General features: G+C 37.6%; 11 protein-coding genes and 1 tRNA gene. 9 read left to right on the top strand and 3 right to left on the bottom strand.

Translation table 11 applies throughout. The features are described 5' to 3' along the window. Positions 1–19 precede the first annotated feature (19 nt). The 5 genes from HCO57_RS11285 to HCO57_RS11305 all read left to right on the top strand — a co-directional run bounded on the left by HCO57_RS11285 (position 20) and on the right by HCO57_RS11305 (position 4,239). Positions 20–1,741, top strand: a complete 1,722-nt coding sequence (locus HCO57_RS11285) for a GMC family oxidoreductase (protein WP_136951691.1) — start codon at positions 20–22, stop codon at positions 1,739–1,741. Positions 1,742–1,743: 2 nt separating this feature from the next. Then, on the top strand, positions 1,744–2,454 hold the full coding sequence (locus tag HCO57_RS11290) for a gluconate 2-dehydrogenase subunit 3 family protein (RefSeq protein WP_136951690.1): 711 nt from the start codon (positions 1,744–1,746) through the stop codon (positions 2,452–2,454). Between the two features lie 127 nt (positions 2,455–2,581). Continuing rightward, entirely contained in the window at positions 2,582–2,992 is a 411-nt protein-coding gene (locus HCO57_RS11295) for a 6-carboxytetrahydropterin synthase (RefSeq protein ID WP_136951689.1), read from the top strand. 25 nt (positions 2,993–3,017) lie between these two features. After that, positions 3,018–3,092: transfer RNA gene (locus HCO57_RS11300), tRNA-Val, on the top strand. 190 nt (positions 3,093–3,282) lie between these two features. Further along, a complete protein-coding gene (locus tag HCO57_RS11305; RefSeq protein ID WP_167989129.1) occupies positions 3,283–4,239 on the top strand; it encodes a hypothetical protein in 957 nt (318 codons plus the stop codon). 2 nt (positions 4,240–4,241) lie between these two features. Here HCO57_RS11305 and HCO57_RS11310 read toward each other — a convergent pair whose 3' ends face one another. The 3 genes from HCO57_RS11310 to gldJ form a co-directional block, all read right to left on the bottom strand. After that, complete coding sequence (locus HCO57_RS11310) at positions 4,242–4,613, bottom strand: thiol-disulfide oxidoreductase DCC family protein (protein ID WP_167989130.1); 372 nt, start codon at positions 4,611–4,613, stop codon at positions 4,242–4,244. An 83-nt stretch (positions 4,614–4,696) separates the two neighbouring features. After that, entirely contained in the window at positions 4,697–5,971 is a 1,275-nt protein-coding gene (locus HCO57_RS11315) for a UDP-N-acetylmuramoyl-tripeptide--D-alanyl-D-alanine ligase (RefSeq protein ID WP_167989131.1), read from the bottom strand. A 67-nt stretch (positions 5,972–6,038) separates the two neighbouring features. Then, positions 6,039–7,691: a gliding motility lipoprotein GldJ gene (gene gldJ, locus HCO57_RS11320; RefSeq protein ID WP_167989132.1), complete on the bottom strand. Its 1,653-nt coding sequence runs from the start codon at positions 7,689–7,691 to the stop codon at positions 6,039–6,041. Between the two features lie 329 nt (positions 7,692–8,020). On the opposite strand from gldJ, the gene porV reads away from it, so the two are divergent. The 4 genes from porV (at position 8,021) to HCO57_RS11340 (ending at position 12,469) form a co-directional block, all read left to right on the top strand. Beyond that, positions 8,021–9,181: a type IX secretion system outer membrane channel protein PorV gene (gene porV, locus HCO57_RS11325; RefSeq protein WP_167989133.1), complete on the top strand. Its 1,161-nt coding sequence runs from the start codon at positions 8,021–8,023 to the stop codon at positions 9,179–9,181. A 71-nt stretch (positions 9,182–9,252) separates the two neighbouring features. Next, on the top strand, positions 9,253–9,744 hold the full coding sequence (gene cdd / locus HCO57_RS11330) for a cytidine deaminase (RefSeq protein ID WP_167989134.1): 492 nt from the start codon (positions 9,253–9,255) through the stop codon (positions 9,742–9,744). Positions 9,745–9,825: 81 nt separating this feature from the next. Beyond that, positions 9,826–10,824, top strand: coding sequence for a pyruvate dehydrogenase (acetyl-transferring) E1 component subunit alpha (gene pdhA, locus HCO57_RS11335; RefSeq protein ID WP_136951682.1), 999 nt, complete (start codon positions 9,826–9,828; stop codon positions 10,822–10,824). A gap of 4 nt (positions 10,825–10,828) precedes the next feature. Further along, entirely contained in the window at positions 10,829–12,469 is a 1,641-nt protein-coding gene (locus tag HCO57_RS11340) for a pyruvate dehydrogenase complex dihydrolipoamide acetyltransferase (protein WP_167989135.1), read from the top strand. Positions 12,470–12,514 lie beyond the last annotated feature (45 nt).

Here is a 12,514-nt window from a genome sequence, read left to right on the forward strand (position 1 = left end):
CAACAGAAAATAAAATAGAATGCAAATAATTGAAAAATCAACCTTTTACGATGCTATTATTGTTGGCTCCGGTGCAGGTGGTGGTATGGCGACCAAAGTGTTGGCAGATGCCGGGCTCAAAGTGGCCGTAGTAGAAGCAGGACCATTTTTTGACCCAGCAGACCCAAAACAACAGACACAATTAAAATGGCCATATGAGAGTCCTCGTAGAGGTGCAGGCACTACAAGACCTTTTGGTGATTTTGATGCTGCTTACGGAGGTTGGGAAATTGAAGGTGAACCATACACTCGTGCAGAAGGTACTAAGTTCGATTGGTTTAGGAGTCATATGTTAGGAGGGAGAACTAATCACTGGGGTAGAATATCACTTAGGTTTGGACCAGACGATTTTAAACACAAAGATATAGATGGGTATGGAGATAATTGGCCTATAAGTTATGATGATGTTAAGCCTTACTATGACCGTGTAGATAAATTAATTGGAGTTTTTGGAACTAATGAAGGTTTAAGAAATGATCCAGACGGTTTCTTTCTTCCGCCACCTAAACCAAGATTACACGAGTTGTTTTATATAAACGGAGCAAAGAAAACTGGTATTCCGGTGTATCCTTCCAGAATGTCAATGCTTACAAAGCGAATTAACAATGAACGAGGCGTTTGCTTTTATTGTGGACAGTGTGGTAGAGCGTGCCAAGTATATGCGGATTTCTCTGCGGGTACTTGTTTAATTTTTCCAGCACAAAAGAGTAGAGGACAAGTAGACCTATTTGTAAATTCTGTGGTTAGAGAGGTGACCACAAATGAAGAAGGTAGGGCTACAGGCGTTTCTTACATAAGTAAAGATGATAGAAAAGAATACAAATTAAAAGGTAGAGTCGTTATTTTGGCAGCCTCAGCGTGTAGTTCTGCGCGTATATTATTAAACTCAAAAAGCAAACAACATCCCAATGGATTAGGGAACAGCAGTGACCATATTGGTAAGTATTTGCATGATTCTACAGGGGCAGATAGAGCAGCTTTTATTCCAGATTTAATGAACAGGAAAATATCTTATAATGAAGATGGTGTGGGCGGTATGCACGTATACTCACCTTGGTGGGGCGATAATTCTAAATTAGATTTCCCTAGAGGTTACCATATAGAAATATGGGGCGGTATGGGTATGCCCGGTTATGGCTTTGGATTTAATGTTAATGAGTTCAATAAGTTCTTTGGAACTAAGGTTGGTGGTTATGGCGATATTTTACGTAGTGATGCTAAAAAATATTATGGAGCAGTAGTCGGTTTAAGTGGTAGAGGTGAGTCTATTGCTAGAAAAGAAAATTATTGTGAAATAGACCCTAATGTAGTAGATGAATGGGGTATTCCAGTATTGCGTTTTAACTATAAATGGTCAGATTTAGAACGAAATCAGGCGAAACATATGCAAGATACTTTTGAAGAAATCTTGATAAATATGGGTGGAGAACCTCTAGGGGATAAACCGGGTAAAGATGTAGATTATGGTTTGCATGCTCCAGGTAGAATAATTCACGAGGTAGGTACTACAAGAATGGGAGATAACCCTAAAACATCGGTAACCAATAAATACCAACAATTGCACGATGTTGATAATGTATTTGTAGTAGATGCTGGCCCCTTTGTATCACAGGCAGATAAAAATTGTACATGGACAATTCTAGCGTTATCGTGGAGAGCATCAGATTATATAGTGGACCAACTTAAAAAACAGAATTTGTAGTCATGGATAGAAGAGATAGTTTACGGTCAATAGTTTTAGGCTCAGTAGCAACAGGTTTAGCTTTACATGGCTGCACGCCCACAGCAGAAGAGACAGCACAGGTAACCAAAAGCGCTGAGGTTTTTTATGGTAGAACGCCTAAAGAGAAGGAGCGTGATGAAGAAATCATGGCAGAAGAATTTTTTAATGCACATGAAATGGAAACCATAACAGTTTTATGCGATTTAATATTACCTTCTAGTGATACCTACAAGGGAGCTTCTGATGCTGCTGTTGCAGACTTTATAGAGTTTATCGCTAAGGATATGCCCAACATGCAGAGAGATTTACGCGGTGGTTTAATGTGGTTAGACCATACCAGTAATACGGCCTATGAAAATGAGTTTAAGAAATTGACAGAAGAGCAACAAAAATCAATTTTAGACGAAATTGCTTTCTACGACCCAGATACTCCATCTAGAGAACGCCCTTTTGGGGTTAATTTTTTCTCGTTGATCAGAAACCTAACTATGACAGGTTTTTATACCTCTAAAATTGGGATAGAAGAACTGGGTTATAAAGGCAATTCACCAAATGTATGGAACGGTGTGCCAGAAGATGTTTTAGCACAACATGGAGTTTCTTATGATCCGGAATGGATTGCTAAATGCGTAGACCAAAGTAAGCGTAATGACGTGGCAGAATGGGATGAAAACGGAAATTTAATCACTTAGTATAATTTGTTTAGTAAAAGAACCCTTTTGAAGGCAATAGCCAAAGAAAGGGTTTTTTATGTTTAAAAAGGTAATTGCTTGGCGATACAAGAAAGTGGATTATCTTTGCAACCTTAAATGAAGTACCATGATTGCTACCATATGTAGAAAAGCTCATTTTAATGCGGCACACCGTTTACATAATCCTAAATGGAGTGATGAAAAGAATATTGAGGTTTTTGGTAAATGCAATAGCCCACATTACCATGGTCATAATTTTGATTTAGAAGTTAGAATCCGTGGAGAAGTAAACCCAGATACTGGATTTGTTATGGATTTGGCTGTTTTGGGTAGCCTGATTAAAAACGAAATTGAAGAGCGATTTGACCATAAAAATCTAAATGAAGACTGTCCAGAATTTGCAGATATTTTACCTTCTACAGAATACTTTGTGAAAGTAATTTATGATATTCTAAAACCTAAGCTTACTACAGGGCAGCTATTACATATCACCTTACATGAAACTACTAAGAATTCTGCCGAGTATGGAGATTGGTAGTTTATTGTAATCTATAATTATTTTAGGAGTATTAGCTCAGTTGGTTTAGAGCGCTGCCTTGACAGGGCAGAGGTCACTGGTTCGAATCCAGTATACTCCACTTTTTAAGGTGTTTATTTCGTTTTTAAGTTATACTGTAAATTAATTCCTAAGTAATAGTTCTTTCTTCTTTTTTTTTGTTCAACGCGTTGTTTTATAAACTGTTAAATCTTCCTGAAAGTTTTTGAAATTAGGTTCCTAATTTCAATTTGTATCCAATTTTAGATTTCATTTGCCGCCAAATTATAAATATGGAAATAGGCATAATGCTTATTGGTTTTTTACTGGCAGGATATGCTGTTGTAGCAAATGATGTTATACAGACCTTAGGCACTTTTATCGTATCTAATAAAGCTTATCATTGGTCTTTGTTATGGGGTTTTGCTGGTGTTATCTTAACATTAACCTTAGTTTATAGCTGGTATTTTAATGGTGGAGATGTATCTTATCAAAGGTTAGACAAAATTCCATTGCCAGAACAATTGCATTGGTCATTTTTGTTGGCTCCTTTGGCGTTGCTTATTCTAACAAGGTTAGGTATGCCGGTGAGCACCACTTTTTTAATTTTAAGTGTTTTTTCATCTCAACATTTTGTTAGTCAAATAGTTATAAAATCGATATTGGGCTATGCTATAGCTTTTGTAACTGCTTTTATTTTATACCTCATAGTTTCAAAATTTTTAGAGAGCAAAACTTCGCTAGAAAAAGTAGAGAACCCAAATAAAAATCGTTTTTGGTTAATAGCGCAATGGTGTACTACTGGTTTTCTATGGTCGCAATGGTTAATTCAAGATTTTGCTAATATTTTTGTTTTTTTACCTAGAAAACTTTCGATACTAGAACTTTTTTTAGCATTGGTATTTATACTCTTTGTTATGGCGCTAATTTTTAAGCAACGAGGAGGAAAAATTCAAGAAATTGTCGCTAAAAAAACAAATACGCAGCATATACGTTCAGCTACAATAATAGATTTGTTGTATGCCTTGCTATTGTTTTTTTATGGTAATGTAAATTCGGTTCCCATGAGCACAACGTGGACGTTTATTGGCTTGTTAGCAGGTAGAGAACTAGCTATTGCTTTTGTAATGCAACGTATAAGTAATAAAGCGATATTAATAGTGGTAAGAAACGATTTATTTAAAGCTCTGGCTGGATTATTGGTAAGTATTGGTGTGGTTTTCTTTATCAAATATCTTGTTGGTATGTAATGTTAGATGGATAGATTGCAACTAGTGCTTTTACCAAACCAAGCAAGACGTTGGCTTGAAGCATAGTTGTACACATTATCTCTTACCCATAATGGCACCCATTGTAAGAGTTTGGCAATGGTATTAAATCTAGGTACTTGTTCTAAGATTTTAAGAAATCCGTCTGAATGGGTGTAAGCTGTACAATCTTTAATTAAAATAACGGTAGTAAGCCTAGCTGTAGGAAATTGATGGGTTGTTAGTAACGCTTGCCCTCTAGGCGATTGAAAAGGTACATATCTAAATTGCTGTATAGAATCGCGGTTAAGTAACCAACTTACAACACCATTGCACAGGTTACATTCACCATCAAAAATTATAATTTGTTCCTCCATAACGGTCTGGGTTTCTATTAATTTGTACGCAGGACCAAGGAAGTCATTTCAACCTAAAGTAATATTTGGCTAAAGTTTAAGATTTACAGCAAATCTAAGATACGCTCCATTGCCATTCCTCTAGACCCTTTTATTAATAGTGTGCTCTTGGGTATCACCTGAGCGTTAAGGTGCTTCTTTAAAGCTTCAAAATTTTTAAATTGAAGCGCCATGGTTTTAACTTTATTATAATTTTCACCTACTAAGTATGCATTGTTCAGCCCCAATTCTAGTAAATAATCTGCTATGGCTTGGTGTTCTTGGTGAGCAGTTGCTCCAACTTCAAACATATCTCCTAAAAAAACAATTTTAGACTGATTGGGTAAAGCTGCAAAACTTGTTAGCGCAGCTTTAGTGCTCGTAGGGTTGGCGTTGTAAGCATCTAATATTACATGGTGGCCATTTTTTTCTAGTAACTGAGAGCGATTGTTTTTTGGGTTATAATTTTCTAAAGCTTTTTTGATGGACTTTTTAGGTACATTAAAATATTTTCCAATGGTGATAGCGGCGCAGCAATTGGTAAAGTTATATGCTCCGATTAATTGGGTTTGTACTGTTATATCTTCAAATTGCAACCGTACTTTAGGGTTGGCACTTAACAATTGAATTTGGTAATAATCTTGCAGTTCTTGGCTAAAACCGATTTTCTTTATGTAGGGTGCCAATTTTTCTAATTGGATGGGGTCATCAGCATTTAAAAAGATAAGTTTGTCATGCTTTTTAAGGTAGCTATACAATTCGCTTTTACCCTTAATTACTCCTTCAATACCGCCAAAACCCTCTAAATGAGCTTTTCCAAAATTGGTAATATAGCCAAAATCTGGTTGTGCTAAGTTAGATAGAAAAGCTATTTCTCCTTGGTGATTGGCGCCCATTTCTACTATGCCTATTTCGGTGTCTGGAGTTAGTCTTAACAAGGTAAGGGGTACACCAATATGATTGTTGAGATTACCGATGGTTGCAATAGTTTTGTAGGTGGTGGAGAGTACAGCGTGTATCAACTCCTTTGTAGTAGTTTTTCCATTGCTACCTGTAAGGGATACAATTTTAGTTTTGCAATAGTTTCTATGATAGATGGATAGCTTTTGCAGAGTTTCTAATACATTATCTACTAAAATTGTTTTTTCAGAAATTTTATAGTTTTCTTCATCTATTAAAGCAAAACTGGCACCTTGTGCTAATGCTTGTTCTGCAAAAGCATTACCATTAAAATTAGGTCCTTTTAAAGCAAAGAACATACAGTTAGGCGTAATTTTTCTGGTGTCTGTAGAGACACTGTCGCAGCTTAAAAAATGCTGGTGAATAAGGGCTAAATCCATGGCCCGAATATATAAAAAAAGCCCTTGGTTAAGACCAAGGGCTTTTCTATTTTGAAACTAAATTGTCTTATTTTGCTTTTTTATGTCTTACCGTCTTGTTTTTAGACTTAGACTTGGAGCCTACTCTAGACATGGCACATCTAAAGCCAACATCATCAGTTGCCATGTATTGTGGTAAATACCTTCTTTGAGCAGGATCTAACCAGAACGCTCTATCTCTCCAAGAACCACCTTTATAGACTCTTACTTCGTCATTAATTAAAGATGTTCTGTAGTTAGAGGTATCGTACTGTCTAATTAAATTTCCAGAAGAATCTCTTTCTACTTTGTGTTTAGGAGCATCGTACATTTTACGTTGGTCCTCTTCCTCTTCACTAAATCTATTAAAGAATCTAGAAGAACCTGCGTCACCATCTCTGTATCCTCTGTTATCGCTAGAAGAGAAATTAGTTCTTAAGTAGGTTTCTTCTTCTCCTACAGGAACTTCTTTTATTTCTCCTGGTAAATTCATTGCTACAATTTTACCGTTAGGCAAAGTATCATATACAATGGAATCTCTTAAGATTTTTACTTTTCCGTCTTCTCCAATGGCTTTTTTCATGTAGATATTTCCACGGTAGTAGTTAAAATCACTTATTTCATCATCTACAATTGGTCGGTAAACATCAGCAACCCATTCACTTACATTACCAGCCATATCGTATAAACCAAAATCGTTAGGCTTATAAGATTTTACTTGAGCAGTGATATCAGCACCATCATCAGACCATCCGGCTATACCGCCATAATCTCCTTTACCTTGCTTAAAGTTAGCCAATTGGTCCCCACGTCCTAAACGTTGTCCGTTACGCGTATAATCACCTTCCCAAGGGTATTTTTTTCTACCTCTATAATTGTTGTACTCTCTAGAACCAATAAGCGCTTGCGCAGCATATTCCCATTCTGTTTCTGTTGGTAGGCGATATTCTGGAGTAATTACCCCGCTAGAACGCTTGGCGAATACATTAACAGAATCTTTTTGCTTTTTTCCTTGTAGGGAGTCTATTTGTCCACCGTAAACAGATTCAGGATTATTAAGATAAGCTTCAGTACTAAACGTACCATCAACATCTCCGTTAAGAACCCCATACATAGCGTCTTCTTCTATAAATCCGTCACGTACCAACATGATTTCGTTAACACGATCCGTACGCCATTCAGCATATTGGGTAGCTTGTACCCAGTTAACACCAACTACAGGATACTCCGCATAAGCAGGGTGTCTTAGGTAGTTATTGGTCATGGTTTCGTTAAATCCTAAACGGTTTCTCCATACTAAGGTATCTGGTAAAGCACCTTTGTAAATGTTCTCATACATTGGGTTTTCTGGTGGATACACCTTTTTAAGATAGTCCAAGTACTCCATGTACATCACATTGGTAACCTCAGTTTCGTCCATATAAAAAGACTGTACGTGCTGTTGCGTAGGAGAATTATTCCAATCATGCATTACATCGTCTTGTACTTGTCCTTTGGTAAACGTTCCTCCTTCTACAAATACAGTTCCTGGAGGTGTCTCTTGTTCTTTAAAATCGGAGTTATGTTCAAAACCTCCATCCTTTCCATTGATATTCCACCCTGTGGCCCTAGAAACGTCTCCGCCACCAGATGAGTTTTTACAACTGGCCAAACTTCCAATAACCAATGCAGAAGAAAGTGCTACTTTAAAGTATTTTTTCATAATAAAGACTTGAGTTCAAAAGTCGATGCAATTCACATTCGACACTTTAGTTTCATTTGATTTTATAAATCGCTTTCGGCAAATAGAACGCAAAGATCCTCACAATATTTTATTTATCTCAAATTTTATTGGAGAAACTTAGCAATCTGGACAAATTATAACGCATATCTTTGGTCCTAAGTATGATGTCATTTAAAAAAAGATAAATTTTATAGTACAAGTATAAGATTTGAACAAAAAAACCGTTTTAATGGTCATACGTCTAAGAAATTTGACCTTAGAGTCTATTTGTTTGACATTTCGAAACACTATATAATAGTCACAACCAAATGAGAAAACTTATTCTTATTGCCGTACTTGTTGGATTGGGTAAAGTACAGGCACAACAAGACAGAACAATTACTACTGCAGTTCCATTTTTAAATATTGCCGCTGACGCTAGAGCAGCAGGTATGGGAGATATGGGTGTAGCTACTTCGGTAGATGCTTTTTCCCAGCAATGGAACCCTTCTAAATATGCATTTGCAGAACGTAAATTTGGAATTGGGGTAAGTTATACTCCATATTTAGAAAGTATCGTAAATGATATTTCTTTATTAAGTGCCAATATGTACAACAAGATAAATGAAAATAGCGCTTTTGGGGTTGGCATCCGTTATTTTGGTTTAGGAGAGATTGAGTTGCGCCAAAATGCTAGTGATCAAGCCACCTTGGTAAAACCTAATGAGTTTGCTATTGATGGTTCTTACGCATTAAAACTAAGTGAAACCTTTTCCATGTCAGTAGGTGGGCGCTTTATAAGTTCTAACCTCAGATTTCAAGAAGGTACACAAGATTCTCAAGCGGCAAATAGTTTTGCTGTGGATGTATCTGGGTTTTATCGTTCAAGAGAAATAGCTTACAATAACTTTGACGGTCGTTGGAGAGCAGGATTTAATATTTCTAACTTAGGAGGAAAGATTCAGTATGATGAAGGTGGACAAGAAAACTTTTTACCAACCAATCTTAGATTAGGGGGTGGTTTCGATTTTATCCTGGATCAAGACAACGTTCTTGGTGTTTATACGGAGATTAACAAATTGTTAGTGCCAACTCCAAGGAACTTTGTAAATGAGGAAGGTGATCCACCAGGGGGAGATATTGATGCTGCGGACACAGACATTTACCAACAAATAGGTTTTTTTAGTGGGGTGTTTGAATCTTTTGGTGACGCACCAGATGGATTTAAAGAAGAATTACAAGAAACAACCCTTGCTTTTGGTGCAGAATACAAATACCAAGAAGCATTTATGCTAAGAGCAGGCTATTTTAATGAGAATGAAAACAAAGGAGCTAGAAGCTTCTTTACGTTAGGAGCAGGCTTTAAATTTAAAGCGGCTCAAGTAGATTTGTCTTATTTATTCTCTACTTCTCAGGTAAGAAGTCCTTTAGAAAATACGTTGCGTTTTTCTTTGACCTTTAATTTAGGTGAAGAATTCTATAACGATTAACAAAAAAGATGTTACATTGAAACCCCGACTTTATGTCGGGGTTTTTTATTTTTAGCACATAATTATACCTGATGATTAAGAAAACTATTAGCTGCGAAATAGAGGTTTATGAAAGTGAAAAGGCGCTACAGCCAAATGATAAAAGTTTAATGCAAGCCGCCGTTGATGCACGTGATGGTTCTTATGCCCCGTACTCTAAATTTAATGTGGGTGCAGCCTTACTTTTAGAAGATGGAATTGTAGTTAAGGGGAGTAATCAAGAAAATGCCAGTTACCCGTCTGGCCTATGCGCAGAGCGGGTTGCCATCTTTGCAGCAGGAGCTAATTATCCAAATAAAAAAATCATGGGTATAGCTATAAGCGTGGCCTCACAATTACATATGGTAGACCGCCCGGCGGCACCATGTGGTAACTGTAGACAGGCAATTTTGGAATATGAGGTAAAACAACAAACCCCTATTAGTATCCTAATGCAAGGGGCTGAAGGTGCAGTATATAAAAGCGAATCATTGGGTAATTTGTTACCATTATCATTCGATGGTTCTTTTTTGGGTGATTCTTAAATCAAATTTTTTCCAAAAACATATATATACGTATTTTTGTTCCTTGCTCACGGAGGGCGTAGTATCTAACAATACATACTCATGAAAAAAATCACAAAAGAGGTATACCTTAAGTGGTATGAAGACATGCTTTTTTGGCGCAAGTTCGAGGACAAGCTTGCCGCAGTTTATATTCAACAAAAGGTAAGAGGGTTCTTGCACCTGTACAACGGTCAAGAAGCGGTATTAGCAGGTTCTTTACATGCAATGGACCTATCTAAAGATAAAATGATTACTGCTTACCGTAACCACGTACAGCCCATAGGTATGGGAGTAGACCCTAAAAAAGTAATGGCAGAATTGTATGGTAAGGTAACAGGTACCTCTAAAGGTATGGGTGGCTCTATGCATATTTTTTCTAAGGAACATGGGTTTTATGGAGGGCACGGTATTGTTGGTGGTCAAATTCCACTAGGTGCTGGTTTGGCATTTGCAGATAAATATTTTAAACGAGACGCTGTAACATTATGTTATATGGGTGACGGCGCGGTAAGACAGGGGTCATTGCACGAGACCTTTAACCTTGCAATGCTATGGCAATTGCCAGTAGTTTTTATTTGTGAAAACAACGGGTACGCCATGGGTACTTCTGTAGCTAGAACATCTTACTCCACAGATATTTACAAGCTAGGTTTGGGTTACGAGATGCCATGCGCGCCTGTAGATGGTATGGATCCAGCAGTTGTAGCTAAAGAAGTTTCTAAGGCAATTGAACGCGCTAGAAGTGGTGGCGGGCCAACATTCTTAGAAATGAAAACGTACCGTTACAGAGGTCACTCCATGTCTGATGCTCAGCATTACAGAACTAAAGAAGAAGTTGAAGAATACAAAAAAATAGACCCAATTACGCAGGTAAAAGATGTGTTGTTGGAGAAAAAATACGCTACCGAAGAAGAGATTAAGGAAATGGATAAGCGTGTGAAAAAGCTTGTTACTGAGTGTGAGAAGTTCGCAGAAGAATCAGACTTTCCTCCAGTTGAGCAATTGTACGATGTGGTTTACGCCCAAGAAGATTACCCATTCTTAAAACATAAATTATAGACTCATGGCAGTAGTAGTAAATATGCCAAGATTGAGCGATACCATGGAAGAAGGTACCGTTGCTAAATGGCTAAAAAATGTTGGGGACCACGTAGAAGAAGGAGATATCTTAGCAGAGATAGAAACTGATAAAGCCACTATGGAGTTTGAATCCTTCAATGAAGGTACCTTGCTTCATATTGGTATACAAGAAGGAGAAGGGGCTCCAGTAGACTCTCTTCTAGCCATTATAGGCGAAGAAGGAGAAGACATTTCTGGATTGCTAAATGGTGAAGGAGCATCAACTTCAGAAAAGGAGAAAGAAAAAGAAGAAACAACATCCCAAGAGAAAGAAGAAGTAGCATCTACAGGTGAAGCTGCTGATATTCCAGAAGGTGTTGAAATTATTACCATGCCAAGACTGAGTGATACCATGGAGGAAGGTACGGTTGCTTCTTGGTTAAAAAAGGTTGGTGATGAAGTTGAGGAGGGAGATATCCTAGCTGAAATTGAAACAGATAAAGCTACAATGGAGTTTGAGTCCTTTTATTCAGGTACCTTATTACACATAGGTATTCAAGAAGGGGAAGGAGCTCCTGTAGATTCTTTATTGGCTATAATTGGTCCAGAAGGGACTAATGTGGATGCTATTTTAAATGCAAAACCTTCTGAAAGAACATCAGAAGCTAAAAGTGAAGCGCCTAAAAAAGATGAAACTCCTAAAGAAGAAAGGAAAGCCGAAACAGCAAGCTCAAGCTCAGCATCTGGTGGTCGTATTTTTGCATCACCTTTGGCTAAGAAAATTGCTGCAGATAAAGGTATAGATTTAGCAACCGTGAAGGGAACTGGAGATAATGGGCGCATTGTACGTAAAGATGTAGAAAACTTTACGCCAAGCGCACAAGCTGCTGCCCCAGCTACTGCTACTTCTAGCACAAGTGCTGCGCCTGCTTCGGTTGCGCCAATAAACTTACCCGTAGGAGAAGAACGTTCAGAAGAGGTTAAAAACTCTACCATGCGTAAGGTAATTGCTAAACGTCTGGGAGAATCTAAGTTTACAGCGCCACATTACTACCTAACCATAGAGGTAGATATGGACAACGCTAAGGCTTCTAGAGCACAAATTAACGGATTGCCAGATATTAAAGTATCTTTTAATGATATGGTGCTAAAAGCATGTGCTATGGCACTTAAAAAGCACCCGCAAGTAAATACCTCTTGGAACGGTGATACTACTGTTTACAATCATCATGTACATATGGGTGTAGCAGTAGCGGTAGACGAAGGTTTGGTTGTACCTGTTTTAAAATTTGCAGACCAAATGAGCTTAACTCAGATTGGTGCTTCTGTTCGCGATTTAGCTGGTAAAGCTAGAAACAAGAAGATTAAGCCTGATGAAATGGAAGGTAGCACATTTACGGTTTCTAACTTAGGTATGTTTGGCATACAAGAGTTTACTTCTATTATCAATCAGCCAAACTCTGCTATACTGAGTGTTGGTGCAATAATAGAAAAACCAGTGGTTAAAAATGGTGCAGTTGTACCTGGTAGTACTATGAAAGTTACTTTGGCTTGTGACCATAGAACGGTAGATGGTGCAACGGGAGCTCAGTTTTTACAAACGTTAAGAGCTTACTTGGAGAACCCAGTAACTATGTTGGCATAACCATTTAAGACTTATAAATTTTTAAAAGCATCCTTTACAGGGTGC

Origin of the sequence: Croceivirga sp. JEA036 (assembly GCF_011882165.1) — a bacterium.
Taxonomy (GTDB): Bacteria; Bacteroidota; Bacteroidia; order Flavobacteriales; family Flavobacteriaceae; genus Croceivirga.

Bases quoted from the DNA above. Each gene is read 5' to 3' on its own strand.
- HCO57_RS11285 (WP_136951691.1), top strand. From the start codon at position 20: ATGCAAATAATTGAAAAATCAACCTTTTACGATGCTATTATTGTTGGC.
- HCO57_RS11290 (WP_136951690.1), top strand. From the start codon at position 1,744: ATGGATAGAAGAGATAGTTTACGGTCAATAGTTTTAGGCTCAGTAGCA.
- HCO57_RS11295 (WP_136951689.1), top strand. From the start codon at position 2,582: ATGATTGCTACCATATGTAGAAAAGCTCATTTTAATGCGGCACACCGT.
- HCO57_RS11305 (WP_167989129.1), top strand. From the start codon at position 3,283: ATGGAAATAGGCATAATGCTTATTGGTTTTTTACTGGCAGGATATGCT.
- HCO57_RS11310 (WP_167989130.1), bottom strand. From the start codon at position 4,613: ATGGAGGAACAAATTATAATTTTTGATGGTGAATGTAACCTGTGCAAT.
- HCO57_RS11315 (WP_167989131.1), bottom strand. From the start codon at position 5,971: ATGGATTTAGCCCTTATTCACCAGCATTTTTTAAGCTGCGACAGTGTC.
- gldJ (WP_167989132.1), bottom strand. From the start codon at position 7,691: ATGAAAAAATACTTTAAAGTAGCACTTTCTTCTGCATTGGTTATTGGA.
- porV (WP_167989133.1), top strand. From the start codon at position 8,021: ATGAGAAAACTTATTCTTATTGCCGTACTTGTTGGATTGGGTAAAGTA.
- cdd (WP_167989134.1), top strand. From the start codon at position 9,253: ATGATTAAGAAAACTATTAGCTGCGAAATAGAGGTTTATGAAAGTGAA.
- pdhA (WP_136951682.1), top strand. From the start codon at position 9,826: ATGAAAAAAATCACAAAAGAGGTATACCTTAAGTGGTATGAAGACATG.
- HCO57_RS11340 (WP_167989135.1), top strand. From the start codon at position 10,829: ATGGCAGTAGTAGTAAATATGCCAAGATTGAGCGATACCATGGAAGAA.